Below are 19,465 nucleotides of genomic sequence, written 5' to 3'. Positions count from 1 at the left end.
GCCGTGGCATCCCCTGCGGCATCCCCGACGCGGCCGAGGACCCTCGCGGTCGGTGCGGCGTGTTGGATCGTCGCGGCCCTCGGCTACGTCCTCCTCGAGCTGCTGACCGCCGCGGCGCTACCCGGGTACAGCTACACCGAGCACTACATCAGCTCGCTCGGCGTTCCGGAGTGGTCACCGCGCGCCTACCTGATCAACGCGGCGTTCTACGCCCAGGCGGTGCTGTTTCTCACCGGCGCGCTGCTGGTCGCCCGGTCGGTGCGGGGTCGCTTCAGCGCGGTGCTCGTCGTGCTGGCGGCGCTCACCGCCGTCGGCAACATCCTGGTCGGCACCGTGTACGGCGGTTCTGCGCTGTGGACCAACGGATTCGAATGGCTGCACGTGCTCGGCGCGTTTCTGGCGATCCTCGGCGGCAACGCCGCGGCGCTGGCCGGATCGGCCGTGGTGGCCCGCGCCGCCACCGCCCGGTGGTACCTGCCGATCGGGCTGCTGATCGGGCTCGCGGGCATCGCGATCTTCGCGATGCTGCAGAACTACAACGACTGGGCGGTGGACTACGCCCCGGTCGGGCTCGTCGAACGGGCCTGCGTGTACACGATCCTGATCTGGCAGCTGCTCAGCGGCCTGCTGCTGTGGACGCGGGCACGCCGCTAGACCTGCTGGGTCTGGGCCCACGCGTCAGCCGGGGACCGCATGTCCATGTCGAAGATCCGGGCGTGAAGCACCGTGCGGTTGCGCAGCGCGGCGCGGACCGCGCGGTGCAGGCCGTCCTCCAGATAGACCACGCCCTTCCACCGCACCGCGTGCGGGAACAGGTCCCCGTAGAAGGTCGAGTCCTCCGACAACAGCCGGTCCAAAGCCAGCACCGTCGTCGTCGTCACCAGCTCGTCGAGCCGGATCTGCCGCGGCGGGATCTGGGCCCACTGCCGGTGCGTCAGCCCGTGGTCGGGGTAGGGCCGGCCCTCCCGGACGCCCTTGAAGATCATCTGGTCGACGTCCCCCGCATCTTCGAATGGGGCAACGGCTTCACGTTGCGAAGGCTATCGCAATGCTGCGTTCGCCACGCGAGCTGCGCTGGCGGCTATCACCGCTGCTGATGACCGTAAACTGGATGCGATTGGAGGTGAAACCATGGGGAGTGCCGAGGAGCGGCGGTTCGAGGTGCTGCGCGCCATCGTCGCTGACTTCGTGGCCACCAAGGAGCCGATCGGCTCCAAATCCCTCGTGGAACGACACAACCTCGGGGTGTCGAGCGCGACGGTCCGCAACGACATGGCCGTTCTCGAAGCCGAGGGCTACATCACCCAGCCGCACACCAGCTCGGGCCGGGTGCCCACCGAGAAGGGCTACCGCGAGTTCGTCGACCGGATCCACGAAGTCAAGCCGTTGTCGTCGTCTGAACGACGCGCGATCCTTTCGTTCCTGGAATCCGGTGTCGACCTCGACGACGTGTTGCGCCGCGCCGTGCGGCTGCTGGCGCAGCTGACCCGGCAGGTGGCGATCGTGCAGTACCCGACGCTGACGGCGTCGACCGTGCGCCGCCTGGAAGTCGTCCCGCTGACCCCGGCCAGGGTGTTGCTTGTGGTGATCACCGACTCCGGCCGCATCGACCAGCGCATCGTCGAGCTCGGTGACACCATCGACGACCACGAGCTCGGCCAGCTGCGCGACGTGCTGGGCCAAGCGCTGGAAGGCAAACCGCTGTCGGCCGCGTCGGCGGCGGTGGCCGAGCTGGCGGCGCAGCTCGACGGGACCGGTGGACTTTCGGACGCGATCGGCCGGGCGGCCACCGTGCTGGTGGAGACCCTCGTCGAACACCGCGACGAGCGGCTGCTGCTGGGCGGCACCGCCAACCTGACCCGCAACACCGCCGACTTCGGCGGCAACCTGCGCTCGGTGCTCGAGGCGCTTGAGGAGCAGGTCGTGGTGCTGCGGCTGCTGGCCGCGCAGCAGGAGGCGGGCAAGGTCACCGTGCGCATCGGCCACGAAACCGAGGCCGAGGAGATGTCCACGACCTCGGTGGTCAGCACGGCCTACGGTAGTTCGGGCAAGGTGTACGGCGGCATGGGCGTGTTGGGACCCACCCGGATGGACTATCCGGGAACTATCGCTAATGTCGCTGCGGTTGCTCTCTATATCGGCGAAGTTTTAGGCAGCCGATAGTCCAGCAGCAGACAGACAGGCACAGACAGGCAGGTCAGGCGTGGCACGCGACTACTACGGGCTGCTCGGGGTGAGCAGAGGCGCCAGTGACTCCGAGATCAAGCGCGCCTATCGGAAGCTGGCGCGCGAGCTGCACCCCGACGTCAACCCCGACGAAGAGGCCCAGGCGCGGTTCAAGGAGATCAGCGTCGCCTACGAGGTGTTGAGCGATCCGGAGAAACGCCGCATCGTCGACCTCGGCGGCGATCCGCTGGAGTCCGCGGGCGCCGCGGGCAACGGGTTCGCCGGTTTCGGCGGGCTGGGCGACGTGTTCGAGGCCTTCTTCGGCGGCGGCGCGACATCGCGCGGGCCGATCGGGCGGGTCCGGCCCGGCTCGGACTCGCTGCTGCGGATGCGGCTGACCCTTGAGGAGTGCGCGACCGGGGTGACCAAACAGGTCACCGTCGACACCGCGGTGTTGTGCGACCTGTGCCACGGCAAGGGCACCCACGGCGACTCGCGGCCGGCCACCTGCGATACATGCGGCGGGCGCGGCGAGATCCAGACCGTGCAGCGCTCGCTGCTCGGGCAGGTCATGACGTCACGGCCGTGCCCGGTGTGCGGCGGCGTCGGCGAGGTCATCCCCGACCCGTGCCACCGCTGCGGCGGCGACGGCCGGGTCCGCGCGCGGCGTGAAATCAGCGTCAAGATCCCCGCCGGCGTCGGCGACGGGATGCGGGTGCGGTTGGCGGCCCAAGGTGAGGTCGGGCCTGGCGGCGGACCCGCCGGCGACCTCTACGTCGAGGTGCACGAGAAGCCGCACGAGGTGTTCGTGCGCGACGGCGACGATCTGCACTGCACGATCTCGGTGCCGATGGTCGACGCCGCGCTGGGCACCACCGTCACCGTCGACGCGATCATCGACGGCCCGATCGAGATCGTCATCCCGCCAGGAACCCAGCCCGGACAGGTGATGACGCTGCGCGGCCACGGCATGCCCCACCTGCGCAGCGGGGTGCGCGGCGATCTGCACGCCCACATCGAGGTCGTCGTCCCGTCGCGGCTGGACCACGAGGACACCGAGCTGCTGCGCAAGCTGCGGGAACGCCGCGGCGACGCCGCCGAGGTGCGCTCCACCAACGGTTCCTCGCCGTCCTCCGGCGGCGGGCTGTTCTCCCGCCTGCGTGAGACGTTCAGCGGCCGCTGATGGGCTTGCGTCGTTCACCTGGTCCGCGATTTCTGCGCCAGGGCTGTGATTGCCGCCAGACGACGACCCCGCGGCAGAAATCGATGCCGCGGTAAGGCCGATGACCGACGCGCTGTTCTACGTCGAGGCGCTACCGGAGCCCGGCGGGTTGGCCGTCGTGGACGGCGACGAGGGCTTCCACGCCGCCAACGTGCGCCGCATCCGCGCAGGTGAACGCCTGGATCTCGGGGACGGCGCCGGTGAGCTGGCGAACTGTGTCGTCGAGGAAACGGGCAAGGCCCGGCTGACCGCGCGGGTGCTGGACCGCCGCCGCGTGGCCCCAGCCGGCCCCACCGTCACCGTCGTACAGGCGCTGCCCAAGTCCGACCGGGCCGAACTGGCCGTCGAACTGGCGACCGAGGCCGGCGCCGACGCGTTTCTCGCCTGGCAGGCGACGCGTTGCGTGGCCCGCTGGGACGGCGCGGCCAAGGTCGACAAGGGGCTGCGGCGCTGGGGCGCGGTGGCCCGGGCGGCAGCCCGGCAGTCGCGACGGGCCTACATCCCCGACGTCGGCGGCCTGGTGTCGACGCCGCAGCTGGTGGCGCGGGTGCGCGACGAGGTGGCGGCGGGCGCTGTGGTGCTGGCGCTGCACGAGTCGGCGACGCAGCGGCTCACCGATGTCGCGCTCGCACAAGCGGATTCGGTGATGCTGATCGTCGGCCCCGAGGGTGGTATCGCCGACGAGGAGATCCAGGCGCTCAGCGACGCCGGCGCGGTTGCGGTGCGCCTGGGCCCCACGGTTTTGCGGACGTCGACGGCGGCGGCGGTCGCGCTCGGCGCTCTCGGCGTGCTGACCGGCCGGTGGGGGTGAGCCGGGTGTCTGCATCAAACATTGGGAAGCGTCGCAACCCGGCGGTAAACTGGGGGTTCCTGGCAAACCGCCAGGCGAGAACACAGAAAGCAGGCACAGAACCCTCTTGACGCCCCGCGAGAACGCTGACTCGTCGCAGGCTGAGCAGTCCTCCGAGTCGGTACGCAGCAGCATCAACGTTCCACCCGACCTCGTCGTGGGCCTCCTGGGTTCCGCCGACGAGAATCTGCGCGCACTCGAAACCATCCTGGCGGCCGACATCCACGTACGCGGTAACGCCGTGACGCTGTCCGGTGAACCGGCCGACGTCGCGCTGGCCGAACGCGTCGTCTCCGAGCTGGTCGCGATCGTCGCCAGCGGCCAGGTCCTTGCCCCACAAGCCGTGCAGCACAGCGTCGCGATGCTCACCGGCGCAGGCAACGAGTCGCCGGCCGAGGTGCTGACGCTGGACATCCTGTCGCGGCGCGGCAAGACGATCCGCCCGAAGACGCTGAACCAGAAGCGCTACGTCGACGCCATCGACGCGCACACCATCGTCTTCGGCATCGGCCCGGCGGGCACGGGCAAGACCTATCTGGCGATGGCCAAGGCCGTCAACGCATTACAGACCAAGCAGGTCAACAGGATCATCCTGACCCGGCCCGCCGTGGAAGCCGGTGAGCGCCTTGGCTTCCTGCCGGGCACGCTCAACGAGAAGATCGACCCCTACCTGCGCCCGCTCTACGACGCGCTGCACGACATGATGGATCCGGAGCTGATCCCAAAACTGATGAGCGCCGGGGTCATTGAGGTCGCGCCGCTGGCGTACATGCGTGGCAGGACGATCTCGGATGCGTTCATCATCCTCGACGAGGCCCAGAACACCACGGCCGAACAGATGAAGATGTTCCTGACCCGGCTGGGGTTCAACTCGAAAATCGTTGTCACCGGCGACATCACGCAGGTGGACCTGGTCGGCGGATCCAGCTCGGGATTGCGCGCGGCGATGCGGATCCTCGAAGGCATCGACGACATCCACTTCGCCGAACTCACCAGCGCCGACGTGGTGCGACACCGGCTGGTGTCGGAGATCGTCGACGCGTACGCACGGCACGACGAGCCCACGCAGCTGAACCGAGCCCAGCGGCGCGCCTCGGGGAACAGGCCACGACGGTAGCCCGATATGAGCATTGAGGTGTCCAACGAGTCGGGCATCGACGTCTCCGAAGACGAACTGATCAGCGTCGCCCGGTTTGTCATCCGCAAGATGAACGTGCATCCGGCGGCGGAGCTGTCGATGGTGCTGCTCGACACCGCCGCGATGGCCGACCTGCACATGCGGTGGATGGACCTGCCCGGGCCCACCGACGTGATGAGCTTCCCGATGGACGAGCTCGAGCCGGGCGGGCGCCCCGACGCGCCGGAGCCGGGCCCGGCGATGCTCGGCGACATCGCGCTGTGTCCCGAGTTCGCCGCCGAGCAGGCCGCGGCGGCCGGCCACTCGCTGGGCCAGGAGCTGGCCCTGCTGACCGTGCACGGCGTGCTGCATCTCCTCGGCTACGACCACGCCGAACCCGATGAGGAACGCGAGATGTTCGCGCTGCAGCGCCAGCTGCTCGAAGAGTGGGTGGCCGAACAGGTCGAGTCCTATCACCAGCATCGCCAGTCCGAGAAGGAACGCAGGCTGCTGGACAACTCCCGATACTTCGACGAACCGTGACCGGCGCAGGGCAGCTGATCGCCGCGATCGTGCTCGTCGGCCTCGGCGGGTTGTTCGCGGCCATCGACGCCGCCCTGAGCACCGTGTCGCAGGCCCGCGTCGAGGAACTGCAGCGCGAGGAACGCCCCGGCGCGGTCCGGCTGGCCAACGTGATGGCCGAACGGCCCCGCTACATCAACCTCATCGTGCTGCTGCGCATCACCTGCGAGGTGGGCGCGACGGTGCTGCTGGCGGCGTACCTGGACGGCCATCTCGGTGTGACGTGGGGGCTCTTCGCCGCTGCCGCGATCATGGTGGTGGTCAGCTTCGTGGTCATCGGCGTCGGCCCGCGCACCCTGGGCCGCCAGCACGCGTACACGATCGCGCTGCTGGCCGCCCTTCCACTGCAAGCGCTTTCGCTGCTGCTGACCCCGATCAGCCGGCTGCTGGTGCTGATCGGTAACGCGCTCACCCCCGGCCGCGGGTTTCGCAACGGACCGTTCGCCTCCGAGATCGAGCTGCGCGAGGTCGTCGACCTGGCCCAGCAGCGCGGCGTGGTCGCCGACGAGGAGCGCCGGATGATCCAGTCGGTGTTCGAACTCGGCGACACCCCGGCCCGCGAGGTGATGGTGCCGCGTACCGAGATGGTGTGGATCGAGGCCGACAAGTCCGCGGGCCAAGCCACCTCGCTGGCGGTGCGCAGCGGGCACTCCCGGATCCCGGTGATCGGTGAGAACGTCGACGACGTCGTCGGGGTGGTGTACCTCAAAGACCTTGTGCAGCGCACGTATTACTCCACCAACGGCGGCCGCGACACCAAGGTGTCCGAGGTGATGCGGCCCGCGGTGTTCGTCCCGGACTCCAAACCGCTCGACGAGCTGCTGCGGGAGATGCAGCGCGACCGCAACCACATGGCGCTGCTGGTCGACGAGTACGGCGCGATCGCCGGGCTGGTCACCATCGAAGACGTGCTGGAGGAGATCGTCGGCGAGATCGTCGACGAATACGACGCGGGCGAAACCGTTCCGGTGGAGGACCTCGGCGACAACCGCTACCGCGTGTCGGCGCGGCTGTCGATCGAGGACCTCGGCGAGCTCTACGACATCGAGTTCGACGAGGACCTCGACGTCGACACCGTCGGCGGACTGATGGCGCTCGAGCTGGGGCGCGTGCCGCTGCCCGGCGCCGAGGTCATCTGGGACGGGTTGCGGCTGCGCGCCGAGGGCGGTCCCGACCACCGCGGCCGGGTGCGCATCGGTACCGTCCTGGTCAGCCCGACAGAGCCGCCAGCCGAGGAGACGCAATGAGTGAACTCGACCCAGAGGACGCCAAGTTGGTGACGCTGGCTCGCGGTGCGATGGGGCGCGCCGAAGCGGCCAGCGGCGCCGCGGTGCGCGACCTCGACGGCCGCACCTACGCGGGCGCGCCGGTCGCGTTGGACGCGCTGCGGCTCACCGCCCTGCAGGCCGCGGTCGCAGCCGCGGTGTCCAGCGGGGCGAGGGGGCTGGAGGCCGCGGTGCTGGTCGGCGGAACCGTCGACGACGCCGGCGTCGCCGCGGTGCGGGAGATGTCGGCCGACGCGGCGGTCATCGTCACCGACCGCTCGGGAAAGCCCGCATGATCCCCGAGACCGCGCGCAGATCGCGAATCCGCCCGAAACTGCGATCTCTCCGCAGTCTCGGCGCGAGAGGTGGGGCGCGGTGACCGAATTCCGTTCCGGCTTCGTCTGTTTCGTGGGCCGGCCGAACACCGGGAAGTCGACGCTGACCAACGCGCTGGTCGGCGCGAAGGTCGCCATCACGTCGAACCGGCCGCAGACCACCCGGCACACGATCCGCGGCATTGTGCACCGCGAGGACTTCCAGATCATCCTGATCGACACCCCCGGGCTGCACCGACCGCGCACCCTGCTCGGGCAGCGGCTCAACGATCTGGTGAAAGACACCTACTCCCAGGTCGACGTGATCGGGTTGTGTATCCCGGCCGACGAGAAGATCGGCCCGGGGGACCGGTGGATCTGCGAGCAGATCCGCGCCGTCGCGCCGAACACCACGCTGGTCGCGATCGTCACCAAGATCGACAAGGTGCCCAAGGACCGGGTGGCCGCCCAGCTGGTCGCGGTCAGCGAGTTGGTCGGTCCCGACGTCGAGATCGTCCCCGTGTCGGCGACCACCGGGGAGAACGTCGACGTGCTGATCGACGTGTTGGCCGCCCAACTGCCGCCGGGCCCGGCGTTCTACCCCGACGGGGAGCTGACCGACGAACCCGAGGAAACGCTGATGGCCGAGCTGATCCGCGAGGCGGCGCTCGAAGGGGTGCGCGACGAGCTGCCGCATTCGCTTGCGGTGGTCATCGAGGAGGTCAGCACCCGCGAGGGGCGCGACGACCTGACCCCCCTTGTCACTGTGCGCGCCAACTTGTTCGTCGAGCGCGATAGCCAGAAGGGCATCGTCATCGGCAAGGGCGGCGCCCGGCTGCGCGAGGTCGGGACCGCCGCGCGCACGGCGATCGAGAAGCTGCTGGGCACCAAGGTGTTCCTGGACCTGCGGGTCAAGGTCGCCAAGAACTGGCAGCGCGACCCCAAGCAGCTGGGCCGGCTGGGCTTTTAGCTCGTCAGCCCGGGGCGCCTGCGCCCGGCTGACCGAACGGCCGCTGTCCGGGCACGTTGACCGGCGGGGCGCCGTCGCCCTTGCCGTAGACCGCGACCACGACGGTGCGGTCGATCAGGTTCTCCGACCACACGCCGATGTCGACGTTGGCGCAGTCGGACATGATCGCGTGGTAGTCGGGCCGGTGATACCACTGATTGATCAGCTCGATACCGCTGATGGCCAGCGCCGGGTTGATGGCGACGGTCTCGGCGACGTCTCCGGCGTAGCCGGCCCTGCGCGCCCGGTCCGTCACCGTCGAGCCGTCCGAGCCGATGTCGCCGTTGAGCGCGCGATTGTTCAGCACATCGTTGGTGTGCCACTGCGCCGCCAACCGCAGCTTCGGGTTGATCTTGATGTCGGTGTCGCACCCGGCCAGGTGCTGCATGGTGTACACGTTGGACACGACGCCGTCGTTGAGCCGCTTGTTGTCCGCATTGGCCGCCGGCATGCCTGCGAGCAGACCACCCACGACCGCCAGGGTCGGAACCACGTATGCGAAGTGCCGCGCGTTCATGGTCGGAAAGACTACGCGACCTCGTCGGAGATGGACCCCACAATGTGGGGTTCGCTGTGCGCGGTGGGCTCGGGGTCGGGGGCGGGTCCGACGGTCCACCACTGCGGCGGTTGCTTCGTCGCCCACCCGTTGATCGCCTCCAACTCCGCGGCCAGTGACACCAGCAGCGGCTCGCTGTCGGCGGGACCCATCAGCTGAACGCCGATCGGCAGCCCGGACGAGGTGAACCCCGCAGGCACGTTGATCGACGGCCAGCCCAGCAGGTTCCACGGCCAGGTCACCGGGCACGCCTTGATCATCGTGCGGTCGGTGGCCAGCCCACCGAGCTTGTCGAAGTCGTGCACCAGCGGGGGCGGCTGGGCGGTCGTCGGCGCCAGCACCACGTCGGCGATGTTGAAGATCCAGCCCATCCGGCGCTGGGCGGCGGCCTCGCGGGCACGCGCCTTGCGCAGCACGTTCTCCGAGAGCAGCCGGCCCATCCGAAGGTTGGACCTGGTGCGCGGGTCCAGCGAGACGCTGTAGCCGAGCCGGTCGGCCCAGTCCAGCAGCCCCGACGTCGAGCGGGACAGAAAGTTCCACGACATGCCGAGGCTGTAGCTCGGGTCGGCCTCGATCACGGTGTGGCCGAGCTCGCCCAACTGGGCGGCGACGGCCTCCATCGCGGCGCGGATCTCCGGGTGCAGGGTGGCGCGGAAGATCGTGAACGGGAACTTGGTCGACATCGCCACCCGCAGCGGACCGGGTGCCTGGCCGACCGACTCGGACACCCGCACCAGCGGCGGCTGATGCAGATCGCCGGGGACGTTGCCCGACGCGGCGTCGAGCACGATCGCGGCGTCGGTCACGGTGCGGGCCAGCACCCCGTTGACGGTGATGCCGTTGAACGCCTCGGGCAGCGGCCAGGTGGAGATGCGGCCGCGCTGCGGTTTGATGCCGACCAGGTGCGTCCACGCCGCCGGAATCCGCACGCTGCCCGCGCCGTCCGAGCCGATCGCCGCGGTGACCAGACCGGCCGCGACGGCGGCGGCGCTGCCGCCCGAGGAGCCACCGGGCGTGTGGTCGCGCGACCACGGGTTGCGGGTGTGACCGAACGCCGGTCCGCTGGTGAACGGCCACTGACCCAACTCGCAGGTGTTGGTCTTGCCCACGATCACGGCCCCGGCTGCCCGTAGGCGCCGCACGACCTCGGCGTCCCGCGTGGCCGGAAGGACCGTGCCCTCGGTGCCGAAGCGGGTCGGCACACCGGCGACGTCGACGTCGTCCTTGACCGCGATCGGGATCCCGAGAAGCGGAAGTTGTTCACCCGCCGCGCGTTTGCGGTCCGCGGCCGCGGCATCGGCGAGCGCCTGCTCGGTCAAGACCACGCGAAACGCGTTGAGCGTGGGCTGGCTGGCCTCGATCGCCTCGAGCGACCGCCGCACCAGTTCCACCGACGTGACCGAGCCGCTCGCCAGCCGGAAGAGCTGCTGTGTGAGAGTGGGGAAACGGGCAGTGTTGACCATCGGGTACCAGGATATCGGCGCTGCGTAACAAGGATCTGTCGGATTGCAGTGGGAGACTGTATCGATGCGGCTGTATCGGGACCGGGCGGTGGTGCTGCGCCAGCACAAGCTCGGCGAGGCCGACCGGATCGTCACCCTGCTCACCCGCCAGCACGGGTTGGTGCGTGCGGTGGCCAAGGGGGTGCGGCGCACCCGCAGCAGGTTCGGGGCCAGGCTGGAGCCGTTCGCGCACATCGACGTTCAGCTGCACCCCGGCCGCAATCTCGACATCGTCACCCAGGTGCAGTCCATCGACGCGTTCGCCGCCGACATCGTCAGCGACTACGGCCGCTACACCTGTGCGTGCGCCATGTTGGAGACCGCGGAACGGTTGGCGGGGGAGGAGCGGGTGCCGATGCCCGCGCTGCACCGGCTGACCGTGGCCGCGTTGCGCGCGGTGGCCGACGGCGGCCGGCCCCGCGAGCTCGTGCTGGATGCTTACCTGTTGCGTGCCATGGGGATCGCGGGCTGGGCGCCGGCGCTGACCGAGTGCGCCCGCTGCGCCACGCCCGGGCCGCACCGCGCGTTCCACGTCGCCGCAGGCGGAAGCGTGTGCGTGCACTGCCGCCCGTCGGGGTCGGTGACCCCGCCGCAGGGCGTGCTGGACCTGATGGTCGCCCTGCACGACGGGGACTGGGAGTATGCGGAAGCCACGTCGGCGTCGTATCGCAGCCAGGCCAGCGGGCTGGTCGCAGCGCATCTGCAGTGGCACCTGGAACGCCAACTGCGGACGTTGCCGCTGGTCGAACGGGTCTATCGGGTGGACAGGACCCTGGCCGATCACCGCGTATCCCTGTTCGGGCAGGATGTGGCCCATGGCGGTGAAGAGGGCCGGGCAAAGGACGCGCAAGGTGACCTACCCTCAACTGCCCCCGGCGCCTGACGACTACCCGACGTTTCCCGACAAGTCGACGTGGCCCGTCGTCTTTCCTGAGATCCCGGCGGGCACCAACGGCCGGTTCGCCCGGCCGCCGCAGCACACCTCGAAGGCGGCCGCACCGCGGATCCCCGCCGACCAGGTGCCCAACCACGTCGCCGTGGTGATGGACGGAAACGGCCGCTGGGCCACCCAGCGCGGGCTCCATCGCACCGAGGGGCACAAGATGGGCGAGGCCGTTCTCATCGATATCACCTGCGGCGCAATCGAAATCGGCATCAAATACCTCACGGTGTACGCGTTCTCGACGGAGAACTGGAAGCGCAGCACCGAGGAGGTGCGCTTCCTGATGGGCTTCAACCGGGAGGTGGTGCGTCGCCGCCGGGAGAACCTCAACGACATGGGCGTGCGGATGCGCTGGGTGGGCTCGCGGCCCCGGATGTGGCGCAGCGTGATCAAGGAGTTCGACATCGCCGAGCAGATGACGGTGGACAACGACGTCATCACGATCAACTACTGCGTGAACTACGGCGGCCGCACCGAGATCGTCGAGGCGGCGCGTTCGCTGGCCAAGCTGGCGGCGGAGGGCAAGATCAACCCGGCGCGGATCACCGAGGCGACGTTCGCCAAGCATCTGCACCGCGCCGATATCCCCGATGTCGACCTGTTCATCCGGACCTCGGGCGAGCAGCGCGCGAGCAACTTCATGCTGTGGCAGGCGGCCTACGCCGAGTTCGTCTTCCAGGACAAGCTGTGGCCCGATTACGATCGCCGCGATCTGTGGGCGGCCTGCGAGGAGTACGTGCAACGCAACCGACGTTTCGGCCGAGCCGAATGATGTACCTGAGCGGCAGGGCCTGATGGAGCTCCAGGATCGGCTGATCGCGGTGCTCGCGGAGATCCTGCCGGTGCATCAGGAGGAGGACGGCGCAATCACCGTCCAGCACGACGAGACGTTGGCCTCGCTGCGAACGGTGACGATCGCCGAGGGGCTGGAAATGGTTTCGCTGACCCAGATCCTGGCGTGGGATCTGCCGTTGGACGCCAAGCTGCGGGCCAAGGTGGCCGAGCACGCGCACAAGACGCTGCTCGGCACCGTGTCGCTGAACGCCAAGAGCGCACCCAAGGAGATCGCCGCGGGCGCCAAGCGCAACTCCAAGAAGGCCGCGGATGTGTTGCTGCGCTACAACTTTCCCGCCGCGGGCCTCAGCGACGACGCGCTGCGCACCCTGATCCTCATGGTGCTGGCCACCGGCGCCGACGTGCGTCGTGCGTTAGTCGGCTGAGCAGTCGCCGCAGCGTCCGAATATCTCGATGGTGTGGCTGACGTCGGAGAATCCGTGCTCACGGGCGACGTCGGCGGCCCAGATTTCCACATCGCGGCCCTGGATCTCGATGGTCGCGCCGCATGCCCGGCACACCAGGTGGTGATGGTGATCGTCTGAGCAGCGCCGGTACACGGCCTCGCCGGTGTCGGTGCGCAGCGTGTCGACGATGCCGGCGGCGGCCATCTGCTGCAGCGTGCGGTAGACCGTCGTCAGCCCGATGCCTTCGCCGCGCCGGCGCAGTTCGTCGTGCAGTTCCTGGGCGGAGCGGAACTCGTCGACCTTGTCGAGCAGCGCGGCGATCGCGGCGCGCTGCCGCGTCGAGCGCACCCCGGTCGGGATCGGCGTCGAGGTCATGGCTGGCCCTCGCCCGCGTGGGTGACCGCGGCGACGACGATCTCGGCCAGGTGATCGTCGACCAGGCGATACATCACCTCGCGCCCCGAGCGTTCGCCGGCCACGACACCGGCGGCCTTGAGGATGCGCAGATGCTGGCTGACCAACGGTTGGGGCACCCCGAGCGCGTCGACGAGCTCGTGCACGCAGCGGGCCGACTCGCGCAACTGCAGCACGATCGCGATCCGTACCGGTGCGGCCAGCGCGCGCAGCAGGTCACCGGAGGTGTCCAGCACGTCGCGCGGCGGTAACTCGGGAAGCGGCGCGCCACCGTGGTCGTGGGCGGCGTCGTCGACGGTGTCGGGCGCGGACCCGGCGTTCCCGGCCTTTTCGGCCAAAGTGGAAACGGTTTTCATTATGCTGCCACCATACATGCGCGGTCACGCATGTCAACGCGCTGCGCACGGGTCGCTAGGCTGTGTGCCCGTGGCTCCCACTTCTTCGATCATCGATACGGTCGCAAACCTCGCCAAGCGTCGCGGCCTCGTCTTTCAGTCGGGCGAGATCTACGGCGGAACCCGCTCGGCGTGGGATTTCGGCCCGCTCGGCGTGGAGCTGAAGGAGAACATCAAGCGGCAGTGGTGGCGCTCGGTGGTCACCGCGCGCGAGGACGTGGTCGGCCTCGACAGCGCGATCATCCTGCCGCGCGAGGTGTGGGTGGCGTCCGGCCACGTCGACGTGTTCAACGACCCGCTGGTGGAGTGCCTCAACTGCCACAAGCGACACCGACAGGACCACCTGCAGGAGGCGTACGCGGAGAAGAAGGGCATCGACGACCCCGATTCGGTGCCCATGTCGGAGATCGCCTGCCCGGACTGCGGCACCAAGGGGCAGTGGACCGAACCGCGTGACTTCAACATGATGCTCAAGACCTACCTCGGCCCGATCGAGACCGAGGAGGGCTTGCACTACCTGCGGCCCGAGACCGCGCAGGGCATCTTCGTCAACTTCGCCAACGTGGTGACGACAGCGCGGAAGAAGCCGCCGTTCGGAATCGCCCAGACCGGCAAGAGCTTTCGCAACGAGATCACGCCCGGCAACTTCATCTTCCGGACCCGAGAGTTCGAGCAGATGGAGATGGAGTTCTTCGTCGAGCCGTCGACGGCCCGCGAGTGGCACCAGTACTGGATCGACGAACGGCTGCAGTGGTATGTCGATCTGGGAATCGACCGCGACAACCTGCGGCTCTACGAGCATCCCAAGGAGAAGTTGTCGCACTACGCCGAACGCACGGTCGACATCGAGTACAAATTCGGCTTCGCCGGCAACCCGTGGGGTGAGCTGGAGGGCGTGGCCAACCGCACCGACTTCGACTTGTCCACGCACAGCAAGCATTCCGGCGTCGACCTGTCGTTCTACGACCAGGCCAGCGACACCCGCTACGTGCCGTATGTCATCGAACCCGCAGCGGGTCTGACCCGCTCGTTCATGGCGTTCCTCATCGACGCGTACGCCGAGGACGAGGCACCCAACGCCAAGGGCGGGGTGGACAAGCGCACGGTGCTGCGGCTGGATGCGCGGCTGGCGCCGGTCAAGGCCGCGGTGCTGCCGCTCTCGCGGCATGCCGATCTGTCGCCGAAGGCGCGCGACCTCGCCGCCGAACTGCGCAAGTGCTGGAACGTCGAGTTCGACGACGCCGGTGCGATCGGCAGGCGCTATCGCCGCCAGGACGAGATCGGTACGCCGTTCTGCGTGACGGTCGACTTCGACACGCTCGAGGACCAGGCCGTGACCATCCGCGAACGCGACTCGATGACCCAGGACCGCGTCGCGCTCGACACCGTCAGCGACTATTTGGCCGCCCGCCTCAAAGGCTGCTAGCACCACTGTGGCGAGCGTGCGTGTCTGAGGGCGACACGCCGAGAAACTTTGCGAGTTTACGCACGCTCGCGGCCCAGCGTCGTTGTCCCCAACCGGACATTCATCCACAACTGGGCCCACAAGTGCGCGGCGCCGGCCCGCCGAGCGCTGAGGATCATCGCCATGACTGGCGATATCGCGGCGCTCTTCGACACCCAGGACGGCGTCGTCACCACAGCTCAACTGTTGGCGACGATGGGGCGCAGCCGCCTCGACGCCAAGATTCGCACCGGTGAACTGATGAAGGTCTGGCCCGGCGTCTACAGCCGCGACGAGCCCGACACCCTGATCCGGCTGGCCGGCCTGGATCTCCGTGCCGGGGAGCCGGTCGCGACCTGCCTCGGAACCGCCGCGGCCGCATACGGATTCGACACCGAAGGAGTCATCGACCTTCACGTGCTCAACCCAGAAGGTCATCAGTTGCGGAACTCCGACGGGTTGTTCGTACATCGGCTCGAAGGCGCGCCGCTGTGTGTGGTCGACGGCCGACCCGCAACCACGCCGGCGTGGACGGCCGTCGAGGTCGCTCGCGGCCTACGCCGTCCCCGGGCGTTGGCCACGCTCGACGCCGCCCTGCGCAGCGGCACATGTGATGGGCGTCAGCTGCGTGTCGCGGCCGCGCAGCAAGCGGGCAGGCGCGGCATTGTGGCTGTGCGCGAACTGATCCCGCTCGCACGGGCCGAGGCCGAGTCGCCGATGGAGAGCGAGGCGCGGCTGGTCATGATCGACGGCGGGCTGGCGCCGACGGAGCTGCAGTACGAGATCGTCGACCGCGATTTCAGAACGTGGCGAGTCGATTTCGCGTGGCCCGAGTGCAGGCTCGCCGTCGAGTACGACGGGTTCGATTGGCACAGCGACCAGGACCAGTTCCGGCGGGACCGCTTGAAGCGGGCTGCCCTGCAGGAGGTCGGCTGGAGTGTGCTGTCGGTGGTGTTCGACGACGTGAGGCATCGGCCGTGGGAGATGCTGCGGCGTATCGAGACCGAGTTGCGGCGGGCGCGGGCCGCGTGAGCGTGCGTAAACTCGCGGATTTCTCCGGCGTGTCGCCCTCAGACACGCACGCTCGCGGCCAAGGTGACCCAAGGTGACCCTAGAAGCGGCCGCCGCCGCCGGAGAAGCCGCCGCCCGAGCCTCCGAACGAACCGGGGCTGAACCCGCCCCCGCCGAAGCCACCGAAGCCGCCCCGCATCGCGCCGCCCAGCATGTTGCCGATGAGGATCCCGCCGATGACCGCGCCCATGTTTCCGCCGCCACCGCCGTACGGGCCACCCATGTAGCTGCGCCGCGCCTGCTCGACGTCGGCGTTGGCCAGCGCCTGCGCCTGAGCGGCCAGCATCGCCGCGCCGTTGGCGTGCGCGATCGCCTCAGCGGGATCGGTCGACCGCTTGGCCTCCGCGGCGCCGATCTGCCGCACCGCCTCCGCCAGACGTGTGCGCGCCTCCGGACCGATGGTGCCGCGGCGGGTGTCGATGAAGTCCGACACCGACCGCACCCGCGACCGCGCGGTGAACAACGCCTCCTCCAGCGCGCGGTTGAGTCGTTCGGCGGCCTCCCGTTCCTGTTCGACGGCGGCCAGCAGCCGATCCAGGTCGGCATCGGCCTTGGTCAACTCGGTGAAGGTGCCGAGCGGATCCACCGTTCCGGCGCGTTCCGCGGCAGCGACGGCGGCCGCCGCGGCGTCCCTGGCCGCCGTCAGCTGGTCGGCCTGGGGCACCGAGCCCTGCGCCAGCAGCGCACCCGCCTGCGCGATGCCGGCCTTGATGTCCTCGATCGCGGCAGGTAACCCCGCCGCCGCGCGCCGGATGTCGCTGGCCGCGCTGTCCACCGCGTCCAGCAACGAATTGGCCTGCCCCAACGCCGATTCCCCCGCCCGCACACTCTCGACGAGCTCGGTTTGCCGGCCCGCCACGGGCCGCTCGGCCAGCTCGCGCGCCCGGCCGATGTTGCGGTCGGCGAACTCCAGCAACTCCTTGGCGGTGTCGACGTTGTCGGCAACGGACGTCAGCGCGGCGGCGTCGAACTCGTTGTGCAGTTCGGCCAGCTTCTGCTGCGACGGCTCGATCCGGGCGGTGATGTCGACGAGCTGCTGGGTCATCTTGTTCAGCCGTGCCGGCGCGTTGATCACGAGGTCGCGCAGCCGCGCGAACTCCTCCTTTCGCGCGTCGAGTTCACGATCGGCCTTGGCGGCCGCCACCACCACGCGGGTCAACAGGTCCCGACGTTGCGCAGGCGTCTCCGGGATCGCGTCGTCGAGCTGCTGGCGGACGTTGAACGCTTGCGTCAGAGTGGTTTTCGCGTTGCGCACCGCCTCCGCGAACGGTGCGGTCTGCTCCTGCCCGAACTCTTCGACGGCCAGATCCAGTTCGTGTTCGCTGGTGCGCACCGCGTTGTCGACCTCGACGACCATCGACCGAGACAGGTCGTCGAGGGCGTCCAGCGACACCGCCGCCAACGCGTTCGGATCCGTCGGGTCCACCCGGCGGGCCGCCGCGAACTCGGCCTCTCGGCGCTTGCGCCGTCGGCGTTTGCTCCACAGCCACAACGCCAGCACCGCGACGGCGATGACCGCCAGCACCACCAGCACCGGAACCCAGCCGATCCCGCTTTCCGACGCCGTGTTCAGCCCGGTGGCCGCCGCGAGCGCCGCCCCGGCCCAGTCGTTGCGGCGCAGGGCCGGTTCGATGTCGTCGCGCTGCAGCGCCGCCGCGTCCGACTGGTCCATCACCGCCGACGACACCTGAAACGCGTATGCGCGTTCGCCCGTGGCGACCGCCAGCAACGCATCCCGGTCGCCGAAGTCACTGAGCTGCATGGTGGTTCGCGCCCACCGCACCGGGCTCTGGTTGAAGCTGTCGACATAGACCACCCACAACCGGATGCGTTTGTCGGTGTAGAGCTGCTCGACGGCGCTCTCGACCTGGGCGCGCTGGTCGGGCGACAACGCCCCGGCGCGGTCGGTGACGTACCCCGGCACCCGGAACGGCGGTTCGGCGGCGCTGCTCGGCGCCAGAAGGACACCGGCGACGAGCACCGTGAACACGAGGCTGAGCAGACGGGCGAGGCGCATGATCGCCAATGTAATGCGGCGCGCGACCCGACCACGCCCTACCCGCCAACACGGCTGGCAGACTGTGGTCCGGTGGCAGCGAATTCCGATCCGTACAACGAGTTCGACCGAGAGCGGCGGGTGGTCGAACCGCCCAAGGCTGCCGGGCTGCCGGGCACTGACACCGAGCACCGCACCGACTTCGCCCGCGACCGGGCCCGCGTGCTGCACAGCGCGGCGCTGCGCCGGCTGGCCGACAAGACCCAGGTCGTCGGGCCCCGCCAGAGCGAGACGCCGCGCACCCGGTTGACCCATTCGCTGGAGGTGGCCCAGATCGGCCGCGGAATGGCCATCGGGCTGGGTTGCGATCCCGATCTCGTCGACCTGGCGGGGCTGGCGCACGACATCGGTCATCCGCCGTACGGGCACAACGGCGAGCGCGCGCTCGCCGAGATCGCCGCCGAGCACGGCGGGTTCGAGGGCAACGCCCAGAACATCAGGATCCTGACCCGCCTGGAGCCGAAAACCCTTGACGCGCAGAACCACAGCGCCGGCCTGAACCTGACGCGTGCGGCGTTGGACGCCGTCACCAAGTATCCGTGGCGCCGCGACGGGCAGCAGCGCAAGTTCGGGTTCTACGAGGACGACGCCGCGGCCGCCGACTGGATCCGGTCGGGCGCTCCGGCGCGCCGGCCGTGTCTGGAGGCCCAGATCATGGACTGGGCCGACGACGTCGCCTACTCGGTGCACGACGTCGAGGACGGCGTCATCTCCGGGCGCATCGACATGCGGGTGCTGGCCGACGACGACGCGGTCGCCGTCCTCGCCCGGCTCGGCGAATCCAGCGGGATGGGCGCGGGCCTGCCCGCCGACCACCTGGCGGCAGCGGCGGCGCGGCTGTCGAGCCTGCCGGTGGTCGCCGCCGTCGGCAAGTACGACGGCACCCTGGGTGCGTCCGTCGCGCTGAAGCGGTTGACCAGCGAGCTGGTCGGACGGTTCGCGTCGGCGGCGATCGCGGCCACCCGGGAGGTCGCCGGGCACGGGCCGCTGGTGCGGTACGCCGCCGATCTGGCCGTGCCGGATCTGGTGCGCGCCGAGGTGGCGGTGCTCAAGATCCTCGCGCTGCAGTTCATCATGTCCGATCCGCGGCACCTCGAACTGCAGGCACAGCAGCGGGAACGCATCCACCGCGTCGCGGACTGGCTGCTCGCGGGCGCCCCCGCGACGCTGGATCCGATCTTCGTCCCGGCGTTCAATGACGCCGCCGACGACGGTGCGCGGGTCCGGGTGATCGTCGACCAGATCGCGTCCTACACCGAGGGCCGCCTGGAGCGTCTGGAACCCGCATAAGGGTGCTCGGGCGCCGAGGCCCTCGGCC

General features: G+C 69.5%; 21 protein-coding genes. 15 read left to right on the top strand and 6 right to left on the bottom strand.

The features are described 5' to 3' along the window. Window positions 1-3: 3 nt before the first annotated feature. The gene (locus tag MELE44368_RS02030) at window positions 4-654 is read left to right on the top strand and encodes a DUF998 domain-containing protein (protein ID WP_128106926.1); all 651 of its coding nucleotides are present in this window, start codon (window positions 4-6) and stop codon (window positions 652-654) included. On the opposite strand, the gene MELE44368_RS02025 is transcribed toward MELE44368_RS02030, so the two are convergent. Next, entirely contained in the window at window positions 651-986 is a 336-nt protein-coding gene (locus tag MELE44368_RS02025) for a type II toxin-antitoxin system VapB family antitoxin (RefSeq protein WP_128106925.1), read from the bottom strand. The two genes, MELE44368_RS02030 and MELE44368_RS02025, sit on opposite strands and share 4 nt — an antisense overlap. Before the next feature lie 145 nt (window positions 987-1,131). On the opposite strand from MELE44368_RS02025, the gene hrcA reads away from it, so the two are divergent. The 8 genes from hrcA (at window position 1,132) to era (ending at window position 8,486) form a co-directional block, all read left to right on the top strand. Further along, a complete protein-coding gene (hrcA, locus tag MELE44368_RS02020; protein ID WP_128106924.1) occupies window positions 1,132-2,163 on the top strand; it encodes a heat-inducible transcriptional repressor HrcA in 1,032 nt (343 codons plus the stop codon). 40 nt (window positions 2,164-2,203) lie between these two features. After that, on the top strand, window positions 2,204-3,349 hold the full coding sequence (dnaJ, locus tag MELE44368_RS02015; protein WP_128106923.1) for a molecular chaperone DnaJ: 1,146 nt from the start codon (window positions 2,204-2,206) through the stop codon (window positions 3,347-3,349). Between the two features lie 100 nt (window positions 3,350-3,449). Continuing rightward, complete coding sequence (locus tag MELE44368_RS02010) at window positions 3,450-4,199, top strand: 16S rRNA (uracil(1498)-N(3))-methyltransferase (protein WP_128106922.1); 750 nt, start codon at window positions 3,450-3,452, stop codon at window positions 4,197-4,199. A gap of 106 nt (window positions 4,200-4,305) precedes the next feature. Continuing rightward, window positions 4,306-5,355 carry a PhoH family protein gene (locus tag MELE44368_RS02005; RefSeq protein WP_128106921.1) on the top strand — a complete coding sequence of 350 codons (1,050 nt, stop codon included), beginning with the start codon at window positions 4,306-4,308 and terminating at the stop codon, window positions 5,353-5,355. Window positions 5,356-5,361: 6 nt separating this feature from the next. Next, window positions 5,362-5,898 (top strand): rRNA maturation RNase YbeY, encoded by a 537-nt coding sequence (gene ybeY, locus MELE44368_RS02000; protein WP_128106920.1) that lies wholly within the window; start codon window positions 5,362-5,364, stop codon window positions 5,896-5,898. Next, window positions 5,895-7,184 (top strand): hemolysin family protein, encoded by a 1,290-nt coding sequence (locus MELE44368_RS01995; protein WP_128106919.1) that lies wholly within the window; start codon window positions 5,895-5,897, stop codon window positions 7,182-7,184. Before ybeY ends, MELE44368_RS01995 begins: the two co-directional genes overlap by 4 nt. Continuing rightward, complete coding sequence (locus MELE44368_RS01990; protein WP_128106918.1) at window positions 7,181-7,498, top strand: cytidine deaminase-like protein; 318 nt, start codon at window positions 7,181-7,183, stop codon at window positions 7,496-7,498. Before MELE44368_RS01995 ends, MELE44368_RS01990 begins: the two co-directional genes overlap by 4 nt. 79 nt (window positions 7,499-7,577) lie before the next feature. After that, window positions 7,578-8,486 (top strand): GTPase Era, encoded by a 909-nt coding sequence (gene era, locus MELE44368_RS01985; RefSeq protein ID WP_128106917.1) that lies wholly within the window; start codon window positions 7,578-7,580, stop codon window positions 8,484-8,486. A 4-nt stretch (window positions 8,487-8,490) separates the two neighbouring features. Here the strand turns inward: era and MELE44368_RS01980 are convergent, their stop codons facing one another. Continuing rightward, window positions 8,491-9,042 carry a CAP domain-containing protein gene (locus tag MELE44368_RS01980; RefSeq protein ID WP_128106916.1) on the bottom strand — a complete coding sequence of 184 codons (552 nt, stop codon included), beginning with the start codon at window positions 9,040-9,042 and terminating at the stop codon, window positions 8,491-8,493. A gap of 11 nt (window positions 9,043-9,053) precedes the next feature. Beyond that, window positions 9,054-10,544 carry an amidase gene (locus tag MELE44368_RS01975; RefSeq protein WP_128106915.1) on the bottom strand — a complete coding sequence of 497 codons (1,491 nt, stop codon included), beginning with the start codon at window positions 10,542-10,544 and terminating at the stop codon, window positions 9,054-9,056. 64 nt (window positions 10,545-10,608) lie between these two features. Here MELE44368_RS01975 and recO point away from each other — a divergent pair, with 64 nt between their 5' ends. From recO to MELE44368_RS01960, 3 genes are read left to right on the top strand one after another with little or no spacing between them, the layout of a single operon-like run. Beyond that, window positions 10,609-11,466 (top strand): DNA repair protein RecO, encoded by an 858-nt coding sequence (gene recO / locus MELE44368_RS01970; RefSeq protein WP_128106914.1) that lies wholly within the window; start codon window positions 10,609-10,611, stop codon window positions 11,464-11,466. Next, a complete protein-coding gene (locus tag MELE44368_RS01965) occupies window positions 11,399-12,298 on the top strand; it encodes a decaprenyl diphosphate synthase (protein ID WP_128106913.1) in 900 nt (299 codons plus the stop codon). Before recO ends, MELE44368_RS01965 begins: the two co-directional genes overlap by 68 nt. A 22-nt stretch (window positions 12,299-12,320) precedes the next feature. Then, window positions 12,321-12,746 carry a hypothetical protein gene (locus MELE44368_RS01960; RefSeq protein ID WP_128106912.1) on the top strand — a complete coding sequence of 142 codons (426 nt, stop codon included), beginning with the start codon at window positions 12,321-12,323 and terminating at the stop codon, window positions 12,744-12,746. On the opposite strand, the gene MELE44368_RS01955 is transcribed toward MELE44368_RS01960, so the two are convergent. Together MELE44368_RS01955 and MELE44368_RS01950 are read right to left on the bottom strand one after the other, a co-directional pair. Beyond that, window positions 12,735-13,142: a Fur family transcriptional regulator gene (locus MELE44368_RS01955; protein WP_128106911.1), complete on the bottom strand. Its 408-nt coding sequence runs from the start codon at window positions 13,140-13,142 to the stop codon at window positions 12,735-12,737. The two genes, MELE44368_RS01960 and MELE44368_RS01955, sit on opposite strands and share 12 nt — an antisense overlap. After that, on the bottom strand, window positions 13,139-13,537 hold the full coding sequence (locus MELE44368_RS01950; protein WP_164890004.1) for an ArsR/SmtB family transcription factor: 399 nt from the start codon (window positions 13,535-13,537) through the stop codon (window positions 13,139-13,141). The genes MELE44368_RS01955 and MELE44368_RS01950 overlap by 4 nt, the downstream gene beginning before the upstream one ends. A 70-nt stretch (window positions 13,538-13,607) precedes the next feature. On the opposite strand from MELE44368_RS01950, the gene MELE44368_RS01945 reads away from it, so the two are divergent. Together MELE44368_RS01945 and MELE44368_RS01940 are read left to right on the top strand one after the other, a co-directional pair. After that, window positions 13,608-15,002, top strand: a complete 1,395-nt coding sequence (locus tag MELE44368_RS01945; RefSeq protein ID WP_128106910.1) for a glycine--tRNA ligase — start codon at window positions 13,608-13,610, stop codon at window positions 15,000-15,002. 162 nt (window positions 15,003-15,164) lie between these two features. After that, a complete protein-coding gene (locus tag MELE44368_RS01940) occupies window positions 15,165-16,052 on the top strand; it encodes a type IV toxin-antitoxin system AbiEi family antitoxin (RefSeq protein ID WP_128106909.1) in 888 nt (295 codons plus the stop codon). A 79-nt stretch (window positions 16,053-16,131) separates the two neighbouring features. On the opposite strand, the gene MELE44368_RS01935 is transcribed toward MELE44368_RS01940, so the two are convergent. Then, a complete protein-coding gene (locus MELE44368_RS01935) occupies window positions 16,132-18,108 on the bottom strand; it encodes a TPM domain-containing protein (RefSeq protein WP_128106908.1) in 1,977 nt (658 codons plus the stop codon). A 72-nt stretch (window positions 18,109-18,180) separates the two neighbouring features. On the opposite strand from MELE44368_RS01935, the gene MELE44368_RS01930 reads away from it, so the two are divergent. Then, window positions 18,181-19,437 (top strand): deoxyguanosinetriphosphate triphosphohydrolase, encoded by a 1,257-nt coding sequence (locus MELE44368_RS01930; RefSeq protein ID WP_128106907.1) that lies wholly within the window; start codon window positions 18,181-18,183, stop codon window positions 19,435-19,437. Window positions 19,438-19,465: the final 28 nt, after the last annotated feature.

This window comes from Mycolicibacterium elephantis DSM 44368 (genome assembly GCF_004014805.1).
Classification (GTDB): domain Bacteria; phylum Actinomycetota; class Actinomycetes; order Mycobacteriales; family Mycobacteriaceae; genus Mycobacterium; species Mycobacterium elephantis.
This window is presented reverse-complemented; position numbering and strand designations above follow the sequence as displayed.

Bases quoted from the DNA above. Each gene is read 5' to 3' on its own strand.
- MELE44368_RS01955 (WP_128106911.1), bottom strand. From the start codon at position 13,142: ATGACCTCGACGCCGATCCCGACCGGGGTGCGCTCGACGCGGCAGCGC.
- MELE44368_RS02010 (WP_128106922.1), top strand. From the start codon at position 3,450: ATGACCGACGCGCTGTTCTACGTCGAGGCGCTACCGGAGCCCGGCGGG.
- MELE44368_RS01975 (WP_128106915.1), bottom strand. From the start codon at position 10,544: ATGGTCAACACTGCCCGTTTCCCCACTCTCACACAGCAGCTCTTCCGG.
- MELE44368_RS02025 (WP_128106925.1), bottom strand. From the start codon at position 986: ATGATCTTCAAGGGCGTCCGGGAGGGCCGGCCCTACCCCGACCACGGG.
- MELE44368_RS01950 (WP_164890004.1), bottom strand. From the start codon at position 13,537: ATGAAAACCGTTTCCACTTTGGCCGAAAAGGCCGGGAACGCCGGGTCC.
- MELE44368_RS01990 (WP_128106918.1), top strand. From the start codon at position 7,181: ATGAGTGAACTCGACCCAGAGGACGCCAAGTTGGTGACGCTGGCTCGC.
- MELE44368_RS01965 (WP_128106913.1), top strand. From the start codon at position 11,399: ATGGCGGTGAAGAGGGCCGGGCAAAGGACGCGCAAGGTGACCTACCCT.
- recO (WP_128106914.1), top strand. From the start codon at position 10,609: ATGCGGCTGTATCGGGACCGGGCGGTGGTGCTGCGCCAGCACAAGCTC.
- MELE44368_RS01980 (WP_128106916.1), bottom strand. From the start codon at position 9,042: ATGAACGCGCGGCACTTCGCATACGTGGTTCCGACCCTGGCGGTCGTG.
- MELE44368_RS01960 (WP_128106912.1), top strand. From the start codon at position 12,321: ATGGAGCTCCAGGATCGGCTGATCGCGGTGCTCGCGGAGATCCTGCCG.
- MELE44368_RS01935 (WP_128106908.1), bottom strand. From the start codon at position 18,108: ATGCGCCTCGCCCGTCTGCTCAGCCTCGTGTTCACGGTGCTCGTCGCC.
- MELE44368_RS01940 (WP_128106909.1), top strand. From the start codon at position 15,165: ATGACTGGCGATATCGCGGCGCTCTTCGACACCCAGGACGGCGTCGTC.
- ybeY (WP_128106920.1), top strand. From the start codon at position 5,362: ATGAGCATTGAGGTGTCCAACGAGTCGGGCATCGACGTCTCCGAAGAC.
- hrcA (WP_128106924.1), top strand. From the start codon at position 1,132: ATGGGGAGTGCCGAGGAGCGGCGGTTCGAGGTGCTGCGCGCCATCGTC.